Raw genomic sequence first — 21,569 nt, 5'->3', positions numbered from 1 at the left:
AGGCATTTTTACTTATTTATAAACTCATGTGATTATAATCTCAATTTAATGAAGCATTATCTAAAATTACATCACTCATATTAGTTCCATATTGACTACTTGTTTCACTATTAATAGTAAATCTATTATCATTAATTAATCTTGCAGTTTCATTTGTAAATGAAGTTTCTTGCATTTCTCTACTATGATTTGTTTCTATTGGAAGTAAATTATGGATTATTTCACTAGCACCAGCAATTATGGTAGGTACTGCATAAGCATTATTAAAATCATTATTAATACCCATTGCTACACCACTTGATATTAAACATCCACCAGTTGCCATATTACAAATCTTTCTTATTGCTTCAAATTTATTAGGTATTAATTCTAGAATTCCATTAATAAGATTTGAAATACCATAAGCATTTAAACTAATATATGTATCTCAATCCATTTGTCCCATAAATTCACTATTTTGTCCCATAAAAATTATGTTTTGTCTCAAATCTGGTGGAAATGGGTCAATAGTAGTAGTTATTGGACTTTCAGTTGGATTAGGGTTAATTGAAGAATTAGTAAATTTAGCATAATTTGCTAAGCCAATTGTTCCTAATCCTAATAAGATTTTTTTACTACTATTAATTAATTTAGTTTTAGTATTTGGTCTTTGATTTAAATTTCAAATATCTAAACCTAATTTTTTACCAAATAATAAACTATTAATTGAACCTAATACTGGATTTGAAATCACTTGACCATAATAAGCACTTGTACCAATCATTGCACAAATAGGACTTATACCAGTTCTAATTAATTTAGTTAAAGTATAATTTGATTGTGTATTTTCTATACTTGGCATTTTCTATTCTCCTTTTATAAATTTAAATTGCATATTTCCAATAGTATCTCTATTATTACCAACTATAATTAAATATCCAGTTTGATTATTTTCTAATATTCATGAATAAAAAATATCTTGTGGATATAATTTTGGATATAAATTTAATGCTAATAAATAACATAAAGCATCTTCTTTATTTTTTAATAATCCAACTGTTGGACATTTTATTTCTTTTGGACTTTTTTCATTATAAAATCATTCAGTTCTAATATTTCTCATTATTTCACATCCTTTTATTCTCAATCAAATTCATTAAAACTATCTTGTATTATTCGCATATATTCTTTATCATTATTTTTTCTGGCTTCTAATCATTGTTCCATTAATCATTTTGCTAAATCTCATTTAGTCATTATGCATTTTTATAATTAATTCCTAAATTTATATTTTTCTGTTTAGAATTATTCATTATCAAATTCACCTTTTTCTATTTTTTCAATTCAATCTTCTATTTCAAATATTTTAGCTTGCAAATAAAATTCATCATTATATTGTTCTTCAGCATTTTTTAATCTTTCATTAATATATTCAAGTAATTTTTCTTTATTAATACAATTTTCATGATTATTCATTATTTTTTACTCCTTATTAAACTTCAAAATTTTCTATTATTTCTTCTTCTTTTTCTAATTCTTTTAATTTAGATAAAGTAGAATTTATATCAGTATTATCAATATTATTATTTGAATTAATAATTTTAACTTCATCACCAGTATTATCTTTATAAGCAATTGTTTCTTCATCAATTACTACACTTTGGTCTAATTGAAGTGCTAAATTAATATCATCTTGATTATTTAATACTATAATTGGTGTTTTATTAATTTCACGAATTAATGCTTTTACAACTGTTTTTAATGCCATTTGGTCAAAACTAGTATTTCAAGGACTATCTTCACGCTTAGTTTTACTAAATTTTTTTCTTCATTCTTGACATTCTTCAACAGTCATTCCTTTATAAAAATTATTAATTTTTCCATTTTTATCTAAAAGTGAAATATAACAATAATAACCAATTGTATTAATAGTTTTTCTTTCAAAAATTAATGCTGGATTTATTTCTCATTTATTATTTTCTTGATTAAATTTATGTGCAGTTGTTATTTTTTCTCTTTGAAAATCAACTACTAATCCAGTTCTTTGTAATAATGTTAATCAACCATCTTCTTGAATTTGCACTTGTAATTCATCACCATAAGGTATTAATGCTAATTCTTTTTTAATAGGATTAATTGAAAGATTTAATTTATATAAATTAAATAAAGCATTAAATAAACTTTGTTGATTCATATTTCTTAAATCTTTACTAGAATTTCTAATCATTTCATAATAATTTCTAAATTTTAATAATTCTTCTTTGGACATATTCCGTAATTAAATTTAATTAATTGTCAATAAAATTGTTTTAAAACTATTTAGTGTTATTGAATATAGAAATAAATATTTTTTGAAAAAATAGTTTAAAAAATGAGTTTACATTTTAAACAAAAAATTGTTAATAATATTTTTATATTAACTCGATAAAAATTTAAATTTTAAAAAAATATTTTTAATATTTTTTTTATTTTAATGGTTTTATTTTATTAAAAATTTCACAAAGTAAGTTAAATCTTAAGTACATAAGTCTAAATTTAGATTTTCTACATTTATTTACTAAAATTTTGAATCTTTTCAATCAAGCAAAGACATGTTCAACTTTAATTCTAATTTTAGATACAATCTTATTGTATTTTCTTTCTTGTTTAGTTAATTTTTTATTTTTAGTTCTTTTAATTGGTATTATTGTATTTTTATAAATATTTTGTATACCTTGATATCCTAAATCACCAATAATTATTGTTTTTTCTGAAAATTCAAGATTTGAATTTTTTAATATTTGAAAATCATGCACTTTACCATTATCAGCAAAAATATCAACAATTTTTTTATTAAAAAAATCATATACAATTTGAAATTTTATAGAATACATTCAACTTTTACCAGAAAAATATTCTAACTGTAGTTTTTTTTAGTTGGTCTTTCAATTTCAATCTCAGTTGAATCAATTAAATAAAATTGAAATTCATTTGAATTTTCTTGTTTTTTATCAATTTTTAATTTATATCTTTCTTTTAAAAATTGGTAATCTTTGTGGTTACTAAGTTTATTTTCTACTCAAGTAATATTTCGAAAACAACTTGATGGGCTCATTTTAGATTTAATACTCATTTGAAAAAAAGTATAATATTCTTTTCAGTATAATAAAGTCATCATTAATCTTTCTTCTACTGAAAGTTTATTTTTTCGACCTTTATTTTTTTCTAATTTTTCTATTTCAATTAATTTTTCTAACATTTCATTAAAATGAAAACGTTTTATACCAAAATATCTGTAAAATTCTTCATTTTTTAATTTTTTTAAATTTTCAAAAATCATTTTTATCAACACTTTTCTAAATTTATTGTTAATAACAAAATTATAAAATAAATTTTAAAATTATTACTTGATTTTTCAAAAAAATAATTACGGAATATGTCTTTTATTACTTTTAATAAAATTAGGAATTTTTAATTCATTTTTACTATTATTACTCATTATTTTCTTCTCCTTTTTTATTTAATAATTCTAAAATTTCATCTAATTTTTTATTAATTTTTCCTATATGTTTTAATAAAATTAAAATTGATTTATCCATACCAGAACTTTTCTTATCCATAAGTTACTCCTATCATTTTTTAATTGTTTTAAATCTATTATCTAAATGTACTTCAATATTTTTACTAGGATTAACTATTAAATGACTATTAATCTCAATTCAATTATTTAGATTACTGTCTAATTTTTTAGGTAATTTATCAAATTCAATTGAATTACAAGAATAAATAGTTTTTTTAATTGTTTTTTCATTAATCATTTTATTTCTCCTTAATTAGTTCATTAACTATTTTTTCTAAACATTTCAGACATCAATATTTACTTAATAAAATTCTTTTATTACAATATTTACATTTATTCATTATTTTCTTCTTTTTGCATTTCTTTGAATTTAAGTCAATTTAAATCTTCACAATCATTATTAAAGTCTATAAATATTCTTTCTCTATAAAGGTTTATTTGACTTTTAATAAACTTAATATCTTTTTGTAAATCTTTAATCATATTTCAAATAAATATATTTTGTTCTGGTTCATTATCTTGAAAAGTAAATAAAAAATATTTATGTAAACACATTTCTTTATATTTTAAATCTTGTTTTAAAATTCTCATTTTTTCTTTATTCTCAGGTATTTTTTTAATCATTTTTATTTTCTCCTTTAAAATATTTTGTTTTTACCTTAAATCATTCAAGTAATAATTCATTAGTTATTTCAATTTCTATTTCTTTTTGAATATTTTTATTAGTTAAATAAACATAAGTTTTATTAGATGGTCATATACCCTTAGCAAGTAACATACAATAATAAGCAGTTAATTGTAATTTAATTCTTTTTAATTTATCTTCATCAATAGAAGCATAAGTTTTATAATCTACTAAATAATATTTATTTTCTTTTTTATTTAAATAAACTAAATCTGGAGTTCCTGCAATTAAATTATCATTAATAGGTTTTTCAATAATAAATTCATAATTATTTTTATCTTTAAATTTTTCTTTTAAAAAAATAAGTGATTTTTTACAATAAGAATAATTTATATTATTAGTTACTGGTTTTAATTTTTTTAATAAATTATTAATAATATTTTCTTGATTAATATTTTGTAAATATAATTCATTAAGTTTATGAACTCATTTACCACGAACTGAAGCATTTTTTAATACTTCTGGTGCTATATGACTATATCCAAAACCTAAATAATTATCAATAATTCTAGAAACTGAAATTAATTCTTTATCTTCTAAAAAATATTGATGTGTTTCTTTTTTAAAAATTAATTTACTCATATTTATTTCTACCTATTAATATTCAAAAACATTTATTACATAATCTATTACCAAAAGAAGATTGTTTTCTACATTTATCACAAGAACCAACCATTCTATATTCTCTATATTCCATAAATATTTTTTCCTTTCATTAATTAAGTTTTTTATTTAGTGGCTTTTTTGCAATATAATCATCATTATTTAAATTTATGTCTAATTCCATTACTAATATTTCATATTTTTCAATAAAAGCATCTTTGATTAAATGATGTTTATAATTTCGATGATAATTATTAGCATTTTCAATTGTAGAAAAGACTTTGTATTTTATTTGACCAGTATAATTAACTTCATATTTTAATAAGTAAACATATTTCATATTTATTTTTCTCCTTTATTTTTTATATTGTGTTATGATATTGTTAATGAGGTATGTATTTATATATAAACCCCCTATTTTTTTAAATAATACAAATGTAATTATTAATATAGATTAATGGGTTATTTACTGAGCCATAATAAGGCTATTCAAATTAATCTATAATTACATTAAGCGATACAGTGTAACATTTTAACTTGCTTAACATTAAATGCTCTTTTATACTGATATAGAAGTATTTACATAAAGTACTCACTATTAGACTTCTACGACAGTTTTATGAAGTTTTAATCTTTTAACAAAAAAAGAACGATAGTTATATCGTTCTTTGTTATCCAATTATGAATCTAAGGGTTAAAGTGATGCGCCCATTGTAATATTAAGTTTAAAAAAATATAAAAAAATATTGTAACTTATAGTATAATTTAATACGAAAGGGGTTAATTCATTGTGGCACGTCGTAAAAAGTGAGAAAAAGAAGACAAAGAAAAAATATGAAACTATTCTATTCAAAAAATGGAGAAATATTTTAAAGGATTATCTGAATTTTGAACATTGAATGTGCAAGCTCCTTGTCCGTGGTGTTGTTTGCCAATGATAAAAGGTGCTTATCAAGGTGAACAACCAACTTCAGCATTTGCTTGAAATATTGATCACATTGATGGTGATCCAAATAATAATAGTTTAGAAAATTTACAACCAATGCATGTTGAATGTAATATTAAAAAAAATTAATCATAATTTAAAAATTCAATGAATATTTAATTTAATCATTGAATTTTTAATTTAATTTTTATCTTAATTAAGAAAAATTATTTTGAAAATTATTTTACTATTAGTGTTCTTTTTAATTAAAAATATTCAATCTTTTTTTAAAAAGAATATTGTCTTTTTTTATAATAAGTGTAATATTATTTTTAAGGACAGAGTATTTCTTTCCTTATAATTTTAATAGGTGTATAGCAAAGTTTATATGATTATTAAAATTATTAATATTAAAATATAAAAACTAAATTTAATTGGTTTACTTTAAACCTTAGTTTTATTTTATTAAAACTAAGGTTTAAACTATTTTAATATTTTTTCCTATTTTAATATTTTAGTTAAAAATAGCAAGTTAAAGCGTTAAGCTATATTTTTCACTTTAGATTATTTTAAAAATAATGCTAGGAAAGGATTGTTAAAATGAAATATAAAATAAATAGTAATAGCACGAGTAAAGATATGGTTAATCAGGATAAACATAAAAAAATAAAAACAGGATCTAATTCAATATATACAATTAATCTTAAAAAAAATAAGAAGAAAAGAATCTTATTATTTTCGTTGTATTTATTAGCATTTGGTTCTACAACAGTTACTACGATATTACTCTTACATACTACTGCTGCTTTCAATAATTCTGAATTTAATCCGAATTCTAATAATAAATTATGAGATGATTATTATCAAAAGCATCATCGTAACTCTAAACCTATTAGTTTAAATTCTACTATTGCTTATTTTGGTAAATCAACAAATATTGTTAATTTTAATGTTATTGAAAATGCTGCTGATAATGGTAATATTGATTTTACAAATGTTTTAAGTAGTATTGATAATAATTTACAAAAAACTGATCCTAAAATTGAAAGTGATATTGATAATGATAATTCAACTTTATTACCAATTAATTTTTTCTTAAATGCTAATTATAATCCAGCAGTTAAGTTTACTGTTGGTAAGGATAAAAAGCCGATAACTAATACTTCTTTTATTTTGCCAAAGAACTTTAATGAGTCTAAAAGTTATGTTTTAAATTTAACAACTAATGATCAAGTATCAATTTTTGGTATTGAAAATACTAACGTTAATATCGAAATTAATATTAATATTATAAATCAAGTTGCAATTAATATTGCTAGTTTACCAGTTAACTTTCCTGATAAAATTATTAATATTACTAATCCTGAAAATGCTACTATTGATTCAATAAAAGATAAATGATTAATTCCAACAATTCAAGATCAATTTGAAACAACTTTAAGTAAAGCATTAAATGTACCCAAAAAAGAAATTAAACATAATTATTACGAAATTGAATTTCAAAATAGTTCAGAACCAAAAAATTTTACTACATCTGTTCCTGTTCAATTTTCAATTACGTCTTTAGATAATAATCCTTGAAACTTTACAGGAAAAAAAGATAATTGCACTATAAATGTTAAAAATGATATTGCTGATTTAAGTAGCATGAAAGAATTAACTAATGAAATTGAAACACAATATAATAATGATAAAGATAATAAAAACTTTCAAATTACTTTAGATAATCAAAAAGATAAAAATGGTAATTTTATTAATGCCGATAGTAAATTATCAGAAGAAGATGTTAAATTTGTTAATAGTCAAATTATTGAGAGTGTAAAGAAGATTTGTCAATCTTATTTCCAAAAAAATTATTCAGATCTTAATATTAAAGATAGTGATTATACAATATCAACAAATTTAAATGTTGGTAATAATATTTTTAATAATAAATTAGGTAAAAATATTGAAATAACAATAAAAGCTGCTGATAATAGTTATAAATTAGTTGGTTCTTTAAGTGCTAAAGCTATTGTTCATGGTCATAATAAAAATAATATTACTGGTAATTATCCTTCACCAAAAAATTTTGCATTAAAAGGTATTTGATTAAAAGATGGTCAAGATGCAAATATTTTACAAGAAGGTCAACATTTTTATGAACAAGATAATTTATTAGGTAATTGAATTACTAATAAAGATAGTTTATTAAATACAATTAATAACAATTCTTATCGTCCAGTTGAGAATGCATTTACTGGACAGTTCACTATGAATTATTTATTAGATGGTGACACAAAACCAAGTGGTATGTCAGTTGATATTAGTAAAGATATTAAAGGTGGTAAGGTAAATAATTTCTGAGATTTAATTACTCAAACAAAAAGTATTTTTCTAGAAACCGATGTTGCAGTAACAACAAAATCGGGTTGAGAGTTAAATATTGTAAAACTAGTATTTACTGACAGCGAAACACAACCAACTAAAGATAATACACTTTATACTCTTGATTTATCAGAAAGGTTTGCTGGCAAAACTATTAGTGATCGTGCTACTTTAACATTCCCTGATTTTAATTTTAATTTTAATTACCAGTTAGTAAGTTAAAAAAAGGAAAAAGTAATATGAAACAATTATTAATCATTTTAAGTACATTAACAACATTAACTTTGGCAAGTAATAGTATTATTAATACTATTGATGATACTAATACTACCATTAATAAATTATTAGTAAATAAATCATCAATAAGTGATTCTGTAACTTCATTATTCAATAATCAATATGGCTATTTAAATGATAGTGATATAATAACTAATCAATCAATAATAGAACATAAATATTATAGTTATGATACTAGTCATGCTAATTATTTATTAAGTGATGGTAAGACATCAGCACGAACATTATTTATTGTTAATGATAAAGGTGAATTAGTTTATAAAAAAGATGCTATAATACCAGCAAAAGATAAAGTTGATGTTAATAATACTAAACAAGAAATGATTAGTCATAAAAAAATTGATAGTATTAATAATATTTATAATCCATATAGTAAAAGTGAATATTCTAACAAATATTTTAGTGGTGATAATACTGATTGACAATATATTCAATTTGGTGGAGTTGAAAAACATATTGATATTTCCCAACAAGTAGCTGCTGATAAAGTTGAACATAGTAGTAGTTTAAGTGAAACATTAGGTTTATATTATATTGCAAAAGCAGCAAAAAATAATTTAATTGATAATACTATTGCTAATAAAATAGGTCAATATTTTATGACACAAAGTAGTTTAAAAGGGCAAATTAATGATAATTTAATTAATATTATTATTAATTTAATTAGTAGCAATAATAATGTTTTTAATTTTATATATAGTGCACCAATGAACGTAAATGATAAAAATTATTCAATTAATTATATTTTTGATAAAGATAATAATTTAATTGAAGTTTATTATACTGAATTTGATAAATCAAATATAGAAAATAACTTAAATTATAAATGAAATGACTCATATAATTGATTTAGTTCAAATTATAGTGATTATTCTAATACATATACAATAGTAAAATGAACTGACTATGCAAGTGATTGAAATACTTTTACTAATAAATATCCAACTTTTAATTTTGATGCTAATTCATATTTAAAAGTTTCAACGGGAAGTGGTAAAGAAGACTATAAATCTCTAAATTCTCAAGTCACAACAACAAATATAAAAACTAATCAACAAAAAGATATTGATAATTCAATTTTTCAAGTCAATATTAGTACGTGACCACCATTTATTTAGAACTTTGACATGATGATAATAATATTTATTGAAAATGACATATAATGACAGCTACTTTTTTAGGATCAACTTCATATTCTGATATTAAATTAAATAATATAACATTTAATAATATTATGAATTAAATAAATATGTTTTTTCAAATTAATTATTTATTATTAAATTTAATTATGATTTTAAAAATGGTAAAAAGTAAAAGAAGGTATTGTAGACATATTCCGTAATTAAATTTAATTAATTGTCAATAAAATTGTTTTAAAACTATTTAGTGTTATTGAATATAGAAATAAATATTTTTTGAAAAAATAGTTTAAAAAATGAGTTTACATTTTAAACAAAAAATTGTTAATAATATTTTTATATTAACTCGATAAAAATTTAAATTTTAAAAAAATATTTTTAATATTTTTTTTATTTTAATGGTTTTATTTTATTAAAAATTTCACAAAGTAAGTTAAATCTTAAGTACATAAGTCTAAATTTAGATTTTCTACATTTATTTACTAAAATTTTGAATCTTTTCAATCAAGCAAAGACATGTTCAACTTTAATTCTAATTTTAGATACAATCTTATTGTATTTTCTTTCTTGTTTAGTTAATTTTTTATTTTTAGTTCTTTTAATTGGTATTATTGTATTTTTATAAATATTTTGTATACCTTGATATCCTAAATCACCAATAATTATTGTTTTTTCTGAAAATTCAAGATTTGAATTTTTTAATATTTGAAAATCATGCACTTTACCATTATCAGCAAAAATATCAACAATTTTTTTATTAAAAAAATCATATACAATTTGAAATTTTATAGAATACATTCAACTTTTACCAGAAAAATATTCTAACTGTAGTTTTTTTTAGTTGGTCTTTCAATTTCAATCTCAGTTGAATCAATTAAATAAAATTGAAATTCATTTGAATTTTCTTGTTTTTTATCAATTTTTAATTTATATCTTTCTTTTAAAAATTGGTAATCTTTGTGGTTACTAAGTTTATTTTCTACTCAAGTAATATTTCGAAAACAACTTGATGGGCTCATTTTAGATTTAATACTCATTTGAAAAAAAGTATAATATTCTTTTCAGTATAATAAAGTCATCATTAATCTTTCTTCTACTGAAAGTTTATTTTTTCGACCTTTATTTTTTTCTAATTTTTCTATTTCAATTAATTTTTCTAACATTTCATTAAAATGAAAACGTTTTATACCAAAATATCTGTAAAATTCTTCATTTTTTAATTTTTTTAAATTTTCAAAAATCATTTTTATCAACACTTTTCTAAATTTATTGTTAATAACAAAATTATAAAATAAATTTTAAAATTATTACTTGATTTTTCAAAAAAATAATTACGGAATATGTCTTGTAAATGAAACAGTTTTTATTAACTCTAAGTACAGTAACAACATTAACAATAGCAAGTAATACAATGTTTAATAGTATGATGATAGTAGTTCAAAAAAACAATATTTCTAGTAAAAAGAAAATACTACCTGTCATTCCAATAAATCAAAATAAATCATTATTTAATAATCAATATGGTTATTTAAATAATAATGATTGAATTACTAATCAATCAATAATAGACAATAAATATTATAGTTATGATACTAATCATGCTGATTATTTATTAAGTGATGGTAATACATTAGCACGAACATTATTTATTATTGATAATAAAGGTGAATTAATTTACAAAAAAGATGCTATGATACCAGACAAAGATAAAGTTGACGTTAATAATACTAAACAAGAAATGATATTTCATCGTAAAGTTGCTACTATTAATAATCCAACTAACAGTTATAGTGGTAGCCAATATGCTATTAATTATTTTGCTGGTGACGGTATTAATTGAAAATATGTTCAACAAAGTGAAGTGGAAACTCATATTGATATTTCACAACAAGAAAATGCTAATAATGTTGAAAATAATAATAGTTTAAGTGAAGGTTTAGGGCTATATTATATTGCTAAGGCAGTAAGAGAATCAGATGGTTCTTTTAAAGAACAAGATGCTGATATTTTAGCACACTATTTTATTACTCAAAGTAGTCTAAACGGTAGTTTAAGTGATGTTTTAATTGACAAGATTATTCATTTATTGATTACAAATGATAATGCTTATGATTATATGACTAATGTTCCGTTTTTAACTAATGATAATAGTAAGTATACAATTAATTACATTTTTGATGAGTTTAACAATATCATTCAAATTTATTACAGTTATTATGATAAAGCTTTTGATCTTTCAACTTTGTCATTAATAATTCCACAACAAGTAATATCAGTAAAAACACCAGAAGCAACTCCAATTACTGATATAAAAGCTAATTTAGTTAGTAAAATTCAAACAGAATTTAAACAAAAATTAAGTCAACAATTAAAAATTAATTCAGAAGACATTAATGATAAATATTACAATATTTTTATTAAAGATAATAAAGAAAATCAAGATTTTACTAACGCAGTAAATATTGATTACAAAATAACTAGTTCTTGAAAAAATGCTAATCAATTAAATTTTGCAGGTACTTATCAAGGACAAGTTAGTGTAATTAATAAGTGCGTTGATTTAAGTAATGAAACAGATTTAAAAAATATTATTGAAAATGCTTACTATCATCAAAATGATAAATCTAAATGATTAAATGTTGATGTTGATAATACTATTTATAATAAAAATGTTGACACTAAATTAACACAAACTACTTTAGATTTAATTAATACTAATATTAGTACTACTATTAAAGTTATTGTTCAAAATTATTTTAAAACTCATGATACTGAACTTATTATTGATGAAACAGATTATGATGTAACAACTACTTTAGCGGTGGGTGATAATATTTTTAATAATAAATTAGGTAAAGATTTTACAATTAGCATTAAAGATAACGGTTCTACTTATAAATTAAAAAATAGTTTAGAGAATATTAACGTTACTATTCATGGTCATAATAAAAAAAGTATTGCTGGTAATTTTTCAAGAACACCTTTTGATTTAGATGGTATTTGGTTAAAAGATGGTAAAGATACAAACGTTTTACAGGAAGGTCAACATTTTTATGAACAAAACAAATTATTAGATAAATGAATTTCTAATAAAGATAGTTTATTAAATACAATTGTTAATAATTCTTATTATCCAATTGCTGATAGTTTTGGTGGAAACTTTATTATTAATTATATATTAGATGGTAAAAATAAAGGTAGTATGACAGCTGATATTAGTAAAGATATTACTAGCGATAAGGTAACTAATTTTTGAGATTTAATTACTAAAACAAAAAGTATTTTTTTAGAAACTGATGTTTCAGTAAGTTCAGATTGAGCTTTAAATAATGTAAAATTAATATTTACTAATGATGAAATACAACCAACCAAAGATAATACACTTTATATTTTTGATTTATCAGACAGATTTAAAGGTGAAACTGTTAGTGAACGCGCTACTTTAACATTCCCTGATTTTAATTTTAATTACCAATTAATGAGTTAATAAAGAAAAGAGAATATAAAATGAAACAATTATTAATAACTTTAAGTACATTAACAACATTAACTTTAACAAGTAATACTATTATTAATAGTATTAATGATAATACTGTTATTAGCAGTAGATTAACAAACAAATCATCAATAAATAATATTTCAACTTCATTATTTAATAATCAATATGGTTACTTAAGTGATGATGATTGAATTACTAATCAATCAACAATAGATCATAAGTATTATAGTTATGATACTAGTCATGCTGATTATTTATTAAGTGATGGTAAGACATTAGCACGAACATTATTTACTGTTGATGATAAAGGTGAATTAGTTTATAAAAAAGATATTATAATACCAGAAAAAGATAAAGTTGATGTTAATAATACTAAACAAGAAATGATAACTAATTGTCAAGTAACAATCAATAATAATGATAATTTTTATTCAACAAATTATTTTACTGGTTTTAATAGTAATAAGTGAATTTTTTTTCAAGAAGGTGGAATTGAAAATCATATTGATATTTCACAACAAGCCGGTGGTCACAAAGTTGAACATAGTGATAATTTAAGTGAAACATTGGGATTATATTATATTGCTAAAGCAGTGCGACAAACAGGAGGAATTGATGAAAAAATTGCTGATTCATTAGCAAGTTATTTTATGGAACATAGTAGTTTAAAAAAAACATATGGAATAGTAAATAATATTATTAATTTAATTATCACTAATAATGTTTTTTATAATTTTATTAATCAAACTCCAATGTGTGATGGTACAAGTAATTTATATAAAAATTATTCATTAGATTATATTTTTAATAATGATAAGTTAGTTGAAGTATATTATAATAATTGAAATAATGATAATATTGAAAGTAATGTTAATTGACATGATAGTAATAATTTTGGTGATGATTGATGAGGTTATGATGCGTGTTGAAGTGATCCAATAAAATTAATAAACTGAAAACAGTATACTAATAGTTGAGAACAATTTAAATCAGTATATTCTAAATTATCATTTGATTCAAATTCTTATTTAAAAGCTAAAAATGGTATTACAGGCAACTGAGATACAAATAATAATTTAAATGCTAATATAGGTGATATTAAAGATAAAGCTGTTTCATTAAATAGTATTGATGATGTAGTAAATTCATTTAATTCTTCTGATTATTATAAAATTTATGCACAAGCAGGTGTTTTTTCTGATGACGGTTGAACAAACACAGCATTATATTTATGACATGATGATAATTATATTTATTGTAGACTTGATTGTATAGCGGCTATTTGTATTCACTATAGTGTTGGCCCTGGTTATGATATTTCTTTAAATAATGTAACACTGACTAATACAATGAGTTAATAATTAAAATTTGATATTAGTATAAATTTTAATTAATAAATATGTGAAAATATATTTAATTTACGAAGAATATTAACGTTTAATATTTTAGCAACGATCAACAAACAGAACTAATCCTAATTTCTCAAATATATAAAATAAGTATTTAGTTAAAAATAAGAAGTATTATTTCAAATACTTCTTATTTTTTAATTTAATATAACAAAATTACAAGATTTAATGTAATTATTAATAATTTTTTTACATTAATTGTAAAGATAAGTATGATTTTAGCACTATTTTAATAGTAATTAAATTATTAATTATAATTAATTTAAACTTAGATAAGTTTTTAACTCACTACTTTTATACAAAGTAAATGAGTTTTATTTTTTAAAAAGGAGAATAATTATGGATAGAGAATGTCAATTAGTATTTAGAAAAACTAAGCAATGTTTAGAACAAAATAGAAAAGATAATAAAGATTCTACAATTGAAATAAAACTTTTAAAAAATTCAACAGAAACCATCAACGAAGAAGAAAAAACAGAATTTTTTTATATTAAAAGAATAAAAAAATAAATTTTAAAAATCATATTTTTAAAATTATTAGTCTAGGATGTTTAAACCATTTAATAAATGAAAAAAATAATAATGAAACTCGACCATTATTAGAACAATTAAATGAGTTACAAGCAAAAAATAGAAAAGAGATGTTAAAAGCAAATCAGCGTATTGCTGAAGCAGAAACTATTATTGCTGAAAGTTCAAGAAGAAGATATTATGTTGAAAATACTCTTATAGAACAACAGATTGATGAAGAGGAAGAATTTTATGATGCTTTAGATACTCAAGAATGATTAAATGTTAAGAAGATAAATGTAAGTGATAGCTGTCAACAAGATACAATAAATAGTAAATTAATGCCTCTTATCATTATTTAAAAAGTATTACAATAATATTATAATTTTTCAAAAATAGTATTTTTTCTTTTTAGTTATAAGATAAGGAAAAAAGTTTTTAAAATTATTTAAAAGTTCTATGCTATAATGTTCGTGTAATTCTATTTTGTGAAAAAAAGTAGTATTTTATTTTAATTTCAAGGAGGAAATTATTTTTCATGAAAAAACTGATTTCTACCATTGCAACATTTGCTTTAACAAGTAGTGCTGCTTTGCCATTAATCGCGTGTTCACCAGATGATTCATTAAAAATTGCTTTTGTACCTTCAAAAGATGCAATTAAAGTAATGAATATTGTAAAACCATTAGAAGGTTTATTGAAAAATAAAATTAAAGAATTAGACCCAGAATTTAATCGAAGTGTTAAGATTACAACAACAACTGATTATCAAGCAGCTGGACAAGCTTTACAGGATGGCAAAACAGCATTAGCATTTTTACCAATGGGTACTTACATTGATTATCGTGGTAGAGCAATTAATCCTGGAAACTATGCTGATGCAGCGCCATTAGTAATTGCACAAAGAAATGCAATGAGACCAGAAACTAATAATAAAACAAGTGAGAAAAGAATTATTGACACTAATGAACAAATGTCAATTGTTAAAAATTATAATGAGATTGCTGCTAAGGGTATAAAAAGTCATGAGGATGCTTATAAAGAACTTTATCATCAAACTGATGAGCATAAATCAACCTCATTTTACCGTGCTGAAATTATTGTTAATAACAATTTTTTAGTTAGAGAAAAAAGTAAAGTTGATATTGACCATTTATTTGATGATGCAACTACTTATAAAACAAAAATTCAACAGTTAATAAAAGATGCTAAAGCCGAAGGAAAAGACAAAATTCAATTATTAACATCTAATACATCAGGAGCAGGTGTTATTTATCCTGTACAATGAATGTTAGATAATGGTGTTGAAAAAACAGAAATTGCTGATATTTTAAAAAATCAATCTCGCGTTGAATCTTTTACTGCAGCAGCACAAAATGTTGCTAATGGTGCTTCTGATATTACTTTTGGTTATACTGATATTCGCGCTGATGCAGAACAAGTAAAAAAAGATTATGAAAATACAACAATGATTGGTTTAACAAGTGGTGTTCCTAATGATGGAATTAGTTATTCTAAAAAAGCAATTAAAGATCAAAAATTACTTGCTGCAATTCGTGAAGCATTTAAAGAGTTAATTAATGATCCAAAAAATGCTGAAATTTTTGATGTTTATTCACATACTGACTATATTACTCCAAGTAAAGATGCAACTCCAGAGCAAGCAGTAACTTGAGAAACTGAGCAAAATGATAAGTATAATCAAGCAACTAACGAAATAAAAGATGCTATTGATTTGATAAAAGCTAGTCAATAAATGATAAATTTTGAAATAAAGTAGATTAGTACTTTATTTCTTTTTATTACATATATAAAAATAAGGAGTTTATAAATAAATGATTAAATTTGAAAATGTCAATAAAGTTTGACCTAATGGTGTTCATGCTTTAAAGGATGTTAATTTACAAATTTACCCTGGTGAATTTGTAGGTGTTATTGGTCTTTCTGGTGCTGGTAAAACCACATTATTAAGAACAATAAATAAAATGAATACTATTTCTTCAGGAAAAATTACGATTGAATTATTAGATAATAATAAAGAAACTAAAAAATTTGTTGTAAATAAATTAATAGGTCGTAAATTAAGAAGATTAAGAATGAGAATTGGTTTGATTTTTCAAAGTTATAATAATATTGGTACACAAAGTGTATTAAAAAATACTTTAAATGCTAGAGTTGCAAAATTACCATTTTTTTATCGATTCTTTGGTTTTTTTTCTAAAAAAGATAAAATGATTGCCTTAAGTGCTTTAGAACAATTAGATATTTTAGATAAGGCATATGTTCGTTGTGGTAATCTTTCTGGTGGTCAACAACAACGTGTAGCGTTAGCTAGAACTTTGACACAACAACCTGATTTAATTATTGCAGATGAACCTGTTTCAGCTCTTGATCCAATTTTAGCAAATCAAGTTATGTTGGATTTTAAAAAAATTAACATTAATAATAATTTAACAGTTATTATTAATATTCACCATGTAGAGTTGGCGTTAAAGTATGCAACTAGAATTATTGGCATTAAAGATGGTCAAATTGTATATGATGGTTCTTCAAAAGATGTTACACCAACAATTTTAAAAAATATTTATGGGAATAAATATGAGAAAGTAGATATTAAAAATGATTAGAAAATTAAGTGGGCTTACTTCAAAAAAACCATTTGTTATTAATAATCATCATTCTAGTCCTCCAAAAAAGATTTTCTTTTGGTCATTTTTAATAGTTGTTATTACATTAGTAATTGGTGGTTGGCCCTTAATTACTGGACCATTTTTGATATAAAATTCTAAATTTTAATTTGTAAAATTGGTGGTTTTAGAAATTTAGAATGTATTCTTTCATAATTATAAAACATAACATATTGATTTACATCATTTATAGCTTCATTGATGGATAAATATTGATTTGATCCTTTAGGTAGTCATTCTTGAGATAAATGAGAAAATCAGTTTTCAGATAATACATTACCACCAATATCATAAGGTTGTTTTTTGCTTAAAATTATTTGTTTATCCTCTGCTCATTTTGTGATATCCTGACAATAAAATTCGTTGGCGTTATCTGAATGTAAAATAACATTTTTTACTTGATTTCAAGAAAATTGTTTGTTGATTTTTTCAAGAGCAGGAAGAATTAAATCCTGATATGATTTATTAGGAGCAATATTATAACTAACAACATTATTTGAATAAAAATCAATAATTACAAAAAGATATAATCATCCTTCTTTAGTATTTATTTGTTTAGTGTCCATTGATCAAATTTGATTTGAAGAGGTTGTACTTTTATAATCTTTGTTTACTTTATCCATTGTAGGTATTCACTTATTTGGATTTTTTTTGTTTTTAGGATAGTTATTTTTAGTTTGTTTTAATCCTTGAATATTGTGTTCTTTCATAATTTTTCGCATTTGTTTTATTGATAATTCTATATTTAAAATGATATTTTTTTCTTGTTTTAATCACTCTTTAAAAGCTGAAAAAATTCTTAAATATCCATAAATTCTGCCTTTTCTTGTAGAATGAAATTCGATTAAAAGTTGGCATATTTTTTGATATTTATGATTGCATTTAATAATATGATTTTCTTCTTTTTTAATAGGTTTTTGTTTATTTTTTAAAAAGTAATATGTTGATCTGTTTAATTGAAGATATTGACATAGGTTTCTAATTGAATATTGATTTTTACAATCATCAATAATTTTAATTTTTTCTTTGATATTTAATTTGTTAATTACTAATGCTATTTGTTTAATTTTATCCATTAATAAAAATCCTTTCAGGTTAAAATTAGTGTTAATTATATAACACAATTGTTTTTAGAATACATTCAGGTTTTTTAAATTAATGGTCTAGTAAAAAGGGCTAAGTGGCATTATTGGTTTTAACTTTATTAATCCAGATTGAAATGAGTTTTTTAGTGGTTTTAGTACTTTAGGAGATAGAATTAAACAACTTATAAATTGAAATTTTAGTGAATTTAATTCTGTTCCTTTTCCTGATATTGAACCTCATAGTTTTATGTACTTATCATTTGCAAGTATTTGACAAACTTTTATTATGACCTTTGCTGGTACTATTATTGGAACAACAATTGCTTTACCAGTAGCTATTTTTGCTTCAAAAAATATTTTTCATAATAAGATAATTAATGGTATATTAAAAACTATTTTAGCAATTTTTAGAACAATTCCTGCGTTTGTTTTTTCATTGTTATTTGTAGGTATCTTTGGACCCAATATGTTAACAGTAACAGTTGCAATTATTATTTTTACTTTTGGTATGACAGCAAAAATGATTTATGATCGTATTGAACAAATTGATATGGGACCCTATGAAGTATTATCAGCAACTGGTGCTAATAAATTTACTTGTTTTCAAGCGGCCGCTTTTCCACAAGTAATGAAACACATTGTTTCAACATGATGATATGCATTAGAAGTTAATATTCGTTATAGCGCTATTATTGGATTAGTAGCAAAAGTTGGTATTGGTTCTATGATTAAAAATAAAATTGATAGTAAACAATGACCACAAGTTGGATGATTATTATTTTTATTAATTATAACAATTGTTATAATTGAATTAGCATCCTTTATTACTAAAAAATGAATTATGAATGATAATGATAAAATTCTTGATAAAAAACAATTACAGAAATTTACTAAAAAAACTATTTTATTAAATAAATTACCTAATTTTTTTTATTGAAAAACACAAATTATTTTATCTGATTGAAAACAACAAAATCGAGAATTAAAATTAAAATTACAAAATACTAATAATATTTCTGAAAGAAATGATATTATTAAACAATTGAAAAAGTTAAAAACACAAAAAAAAGTAATATTAAAAACAAAAATTAAAGAGTTAAAAAATAATATTAAAAATGATAAATTAGCTTTTAAAAATGCAAAATTAAATAATCAAGATACATATATTTTTGATCAACAATTATTACAAAAAATTAGATTAGATAAAGTAAGCAAAATTCATTATCAAGTTATGGTTACTAATACTAAATTGACAACTTTAAAGGAAAAACAAAATCTTGCTAATGAATATCATCAACAATTTAAAAATAATTTAACAGTGAATGAGGTTTATAAAAGAAAACCATTATCTTATATTAAAAGAATTATTTTTGTAATAATTATTTTAGGATTTTTTATTTACAGTTTTTCACAAATTGATTTTGTTTTAGCAAATAATGCTCAAATTAGCGATACATGACAACATATTAAAGATATGTTCAATATTTCTTGAAGTTCTTTATTTACAACTACTGGTTGAAATGGTAATTCTATTCCTTTTTCTGTTGTATATTTGATTTTTGAAACTATAATTATTGCTATTGTTGGTACCTTTTTAGGATTTATTTGTGCTTTTATTTTAGGAATGTTAAGTTCAAATAAAGTTACAAATAAATACATTGCTAATTTTTTCTGAATAATTGCTACAATCATTCGTCCAATTCCTTCATATATTTATGCTATTATTTTGATTTCTCTAGTGGGGCTTGGTCCCTTTACAGGTGCTCTTGCCTTAGCTATTGCAACAACGGGAATGCTTTCTAAATATATTCGAGAGTCATTTAATGATATTGACACTACAATATTAGAAACATTAACAGCATCTGGTGCAAATTATTTACAACGTTTCCGTTATGGAATATTACCACAAGTTTCAGCAAATATTGTTTCATGAGGAATTTATCGTTTTAGTATTAATATTACTGAGGCAGCAATTTTAGGAGTTGTTGGTGCTGGTAACTTTGGTTTTGTTTTAAGTGGATATTGAACAAGTTCTTATTATCATGAATTTGGTGCACTATTATTTGGTATGATATTTACAACTGTAATTTTAGAATTGATTATTAATATGTTGAGAAATAAAATTAAAAATGGTTTGGATCCACGTTTTATTTATAAATTTAATAAACTTATTAAAAGATATCAATCACCTTGGTATGTTATTAATGGTCGAGTTTTAGACAAAAACACAGTTAGTATGTCATTTGAAGAATTAAAAGCATTATTTAAATATACAAATGTTATTATATTTAGAACAAGTTTTAAAAAATGAATAAAACAATGTTATAAATTTAAATCTAAAAGTAGAATTTCATGGAGTGAAACCTATGCAAATAACTATTGTCACTATTTTAATTTAACTACTGATAATTCAATAATAACAATGAAAGAACATAATTTACAATATGTTGCAGCAGTTAGAAATTTAATTGAAAGTCGTAAAAAATATTTAAAAAAATCTGCAAAGAATAACGTTTTAAAAATAAAAACATTAAAAAAAGAATATAAAATTGCTTCTAAAAAACTAAAAAAAGATTACAAATTATTAAAAATAAAACTTAATAATGAAATTATGCAACTTAAAAAAATAAATAATACTTTAAATACAAATGAACAATATAATAATAAATTAAGAATTGATAATTTAAAAAAAGAATATGGATTTTTACTTAAAAAAAATAAAAATGATCAAAAGATTTTAAAAGTTGATTTAAATAATGATATTAATATTGTTAAAAATTTATGAAAAAGTGTAAAATTACGTCATGAATAATAAAAGTGGGGAA

At 21.8% G+C, this 21,569-nt stretch carries 26 protein-coding genes; 11 read left to right on the top strand and 15 right to left on the bottom strand.

The annotated features are described in order from the left end of the window. Positions 1 to 16 precede the first annotated feature (16 nt). The 12 genes from AAHM89_RS09645 to AAHM89_RS09590 form a co-directional block, all read right to left on the bottom strand. Positions 17 to 841, bottom strand: coding sequence for a hypothetical protein (locus AAHM89_RS09645; RefSeq protein WP_342266199.1), 825 nt, complete (start codon positions 839 to 841; stop codon positions 17 to 19). 3 nt (positions 842 to 844) lie between these two features. Then, the gene (locus AAHM89_RS09640) at positions 845 to 1,102 is read right to left on the bottom strand and encodes a hypothetical protein (protein WP_342265893.1); all 258 of its coding nucleotides are present in this window, start codon (positions 1,100 to 1,102) and stop codon (positions 845 to 847) included. Between the two features lie 182 nt (positions 1,103 to 1,284). Next, positions 1,285 to 1,455 (bottom strand): hypothetical protein, encoded by a 171-nt coding sequence (locus AAHM89_RS09635; protein ID WP_342266198.1) that lies wholly within the window; start codon positions 1,453 to 1,455, stop codon positions 1,285 to 1,287. Between the two features lie 16 nt (positions 1,456 to 1,471). Beyond that, a complete protein-coding gene (locus tag AAHM89_RS09630; protein ID WP_342266197.1) occupies positions 1,472 to 2,248 on the bottom strand; it encodes a RecT family recombinase in 777 nt (258 codons plus the stop codon). A 196-nt stretch (positions 2,249 to 2,444) separates the two neighbouring features. Continuing rightward, positions 2,445 to 2,852: a transposase family protein gene (locus tag AAHM89_RS09625; protein WP_339045908.1), complete on the bottom strand. Its 408-nt coding sequence runs from the start codon at positions 2,850 to 2,852 to the stop codon at positions 2,445 to 2,447. 23 nt (positions 2,853 to 2,875) lie between these two features. Further along, complete coding sequence (locus AAHM89_RS09620; RefSeq protein WP_339045912.1) at positions 2,876 to 3,298, bottom strand: transposase family protein; 423 nt, start codon at positions 3,296 to 3,298, stop codon at positions 2,876 to 2,878. Between the two features lie 151 nt (positions 3,299 to 3,449). Continuing rightward, the gene (locus AAHM89_RS09615; RefSeq protein WP_255495922.1) at positions 3,450 to 3,578 is read right to left on the bottom strand and encodes a hypothetical protein; all 129 of its coding nucleotides are present in this window, start codon (positions 3,576 to 3,578) and stop codon (positions 3,450 to 3,452) included. Positions 3,579 to 3,587: 9 nt separating this feature from the next. After that, the gene (locus AAHM89_RS09610; protein ID WP_342266196.1) at positions 3,588 to 3,776 is read right to left on the bottom strand and encodes a hypothetical protein; all 189 of its coding nucleotides are present in this window, start codon (positions 3,774 to 3,776) and stop codon (positions 3,588 to 3,590) included. Positions 3,777 to 3,871: 95 nt separating this feature from the next. Then, positions 3,872 to 4,162 (bottom strand): hypothetical protein, encoded by a 291-nt coding sequence (locus tag AAHM89_RS09605; protein WP_342266195.1) that lies wholly within the window; start codon positions 4,160 to 4,162, stop codon positions 3,872 to 3,874. Beyond that, complete coding sequence (locus tag AAHM89_RS09600) at positions 4,155 to 4,805, bottom strand: PD-(D/E)XK nuclease family protein (RefSeq protein ID WP_342266194.1); 651 nt, start codon at positions 4,803 to 4,805, stop codon at positions 4,155 to 4,157. The genes AAHM89_RS09605 and AAHM89_RS09600 overlap by 8 nt, the downstream gene beginning before the upstream one ends. Continuing rightward, positions 4,798 to 4,920: a hypothetical protein gene (locus AAHM89_RS09595; RefSeq protein ID WP_342266084.1), complete on the bottom strand. Its 123-nt coding sequence runs from the start codon at positions 4,918 to 4,920 to the stop codon at positions 4,798 to 4,800. Before AAHM89_RS09595 ends, AAHM89_RS09600 begins: the two co-directional genes overlap by 8 nt. Before the next feature lie 18 nt (positions 4,921 to 4,938). Next, the gene (locus tag AAHM89_RS09590) at positions 4,939 to 5,166 is read right to left on the bottom strand and encodes a hypothetical protein (RefSeq protein WP_342266193.1); all 228 of its coding nucleotides are present in this window, start codon (positions 5,164 to 5,166) and stop codon (positions 4,939 to 4,941) included. 450 nt (positions 5,167 to 5,616) lie between these two features. Between AAHM89_RS09590 and AAHM89_RS09585 the strand changes: the two genes are divergently transcribed. The 3 genes from AAHM89_RS09585 (at position 5,617) to AAHM89_RS09575 (ending at position 9,533) form a co-directional block, all read left to right on the top strand. After that, positions 5,617 to 5,901, top strand: coding sequence for an HNH endonuclease signature motif containing protein (locus AAHM89_RS09585; protein WP_252319983.1), 285 nt, complete (start codon positions 5,617 to 5,619; stop codon positions 5,899 to 5,901). A gap of 450 nt (positions 5,902 to 6,351) precedes the next feature. Continuing rightward, the gene (locus tag AAHM89_RS09580; RefSeq protein WP_342266192.1) at positions 6,352 to 8,340 is read left to right on the top strand and encodes a hypothetical protein; all 1,989 of its coding nucleotides are present in this window, start codon (positions 6,352 to 6,354) and stop codon (positions 8,338 to 8,340) included. A gap of 17 nt (positions 8,341 to 8,357) precedes the next feature. Further along, positions 8,358 to 9,533 (top strand): hypothetical protein, encoded by a 1,176-nt coding sequence (locus AAHM89_RS09575; protein WP_342266191.1) that lies wholly within the window; start codon positions 8,358 to 8,360, stop codon positions 9,531 to 9,533. Between the two features lie 411 nt (positions 9,534 to 9,944). Here AAHM89_RS09575 and AAHM89_RS09570 read toward each other — a convergent pair whose 3' ends face one another. Both AAHM89_RS09570 and AAHM89_RS09565 read right to left on the bottom strand, forming a co-directional pair. Next, complete coding sequence (locus AAHM89_RS09570) at positions 9,945 to 10,352, bottom strand: transposase family protein (RefSeq protein WP_339045908.1); 408 nt, start codon at positions 10,350 to 10,352, stop codon at positions 9,945 to 9,947. A 23-nt stretch (positions 10,353 to 10,375) separates the two neighbouring features. Further along, positions 10,376 to 10,798, bottom strand: coding sequence for a transposase family protein (locus AAHM89_RS09565; RefSeq protein ID WP_339045912.1), 423 nt, complete (start codon positions 10,796 to 10,798; stop codon positions 10,376 to 10,378). Positions 10,799 to 10,905: 107 nt separating this feature from the next. Here AAHM89_RS09565 and AAHM89_RS09560 point away from each other — a divergent pair, with 107 nt between their 5' ends. From AAHM89_RS09560 to AAHM89_RS09530, 7 genes are all read left to right on the top strand, one after another. Continuing rightward, positions 10,906 to 13,041 carry a hypothetical protein gene (locus AAHM89_RS09560; protein ID WP_342266190.1) on the top strand — a complete coding sequence of 712 codons (2,136 nt, stop codon included), beginning with the start codon at positions 10,906 to 10,908 and terminating at the stop codon, positions 13,039 to 13,041. Between the two features lie 20 nt (positions 13,042 to 13,061). Continuing rightward, positions 13,062 to 14,411: a hypothetical protein gene (locus AAHM89_RS09555; protein ID WP_342266189.1), complete on the top strand. Its 1,350-nt coding sequence runs from the start codon at positions 13,062 to 13,064 to the stop codon at positions 14,409 to 14,411. 390 nt (positions 14,412 to 14,801) lie between these two features. Next, entirely contained in the window at positions 14,802 to 14,972 is a 171-nt protein-coding gene (locus AAHM89_RS09550; RefSeq protein WP_342266188.1) for a hypothetical protein, read from the top strand. 131 nt (positions 14,973 to 15,103) lie between these two features. Continuing rightward, positions 15,104 to 15,334, top strand: coding sequence for a hypothetical protein (locus AAHM89_RS09545; RefSeq protein WP_342266187.1), 231 nt, complete (start codon positions 15,104 to 15,106; stop codon positions 15,332 to 15,334). Positions 15,335 to 15,510: 176 nt separating this feature from the next. Beyond that, on the top strand, positions 15,511 to 16,728 hold the full coding sequence (locus AAHM89_RS09540) for a PhnD/SsuA/transferrin family substrate-binding protein (protein ID WP_342266186.1): 1,218 nt from the start codon (positions 15,511 to 15,513) through the stop codon (positions 16,726 to 16,728). 79 nt (positions 16,729 to 16,807) lie between these two features. After that, positions 16,808 to 17,599, top strand: coding sequence for a phosphonate ABC transporter ATP-binding protein (phnC, locus tag AAHM89_RS09535; RefSeq protein WP_338987292.1), 792 nt, complete (start codon positions 16,808 to 16,810; stop codon positions 17,597 to 17,599). Beyond that, the gene (locus AAHM89_RS09530) at positions 17,592 to 17,753 is read left to right on the top strand and encodes a hypothetical protein (RefSeq protein WP_342266185.1); all 162 of its coding nucleotides are present in this window, start codon (positions 17,592 to 17,594) and stop codon (positions 17,751 to 17,753) included. Before phnC ends, AAHM89_RS09530 begins: the two co-directional genes overlap by 8 nt. 4 nt (positions 17,754 to 17,757) lie before the next feature. On the opposite strand, the gene AAHM89_RS09525 is transcribed toward AAHM89_RS09530, so the two are convergent. Further along, entirely contained in the window at positions 17,758 to 18,735 is a 978-nt protein-coding gene (locus AAHM89_RS09525; protein WP_342265776.1) for an IS3 family transposase, read from the bottom strand. A 256-nt stretch (positions 18,736 to 18,991) separates the two neighbouring features. Between AAHM89_RS09525 and AAHM89_RS09520 the strand changes: the two genes are divergently transcribed. After that, positions 18,992 to 21,556, top strand: coding sequence for a PhnE/PtxC family ABC transporter permease (locus AAHM89_RS09520; RefSeq protein WP_342266184.1), 2,565 nt, complete (start codon positions 18,992 to 18,994; stop codon positions 21,554 to 21,556). The last annotated feature ends 13 nt before the right edge of the window (positions 21,557 to 21,569 follow it).

Origin of the sequence: Spiroplasma endosymbiont of Villa modesta, from assembly GCF_964030925.1 — a bacterium.
GTDB lineage: Bacteria > Bacillota_I > Bacilli_A > Mycoplasmatales > VBWQ01 > Spiroplasma_E.
This window is presented reverse-complemented; position numbering and strand designations above follow the sequence as displayed.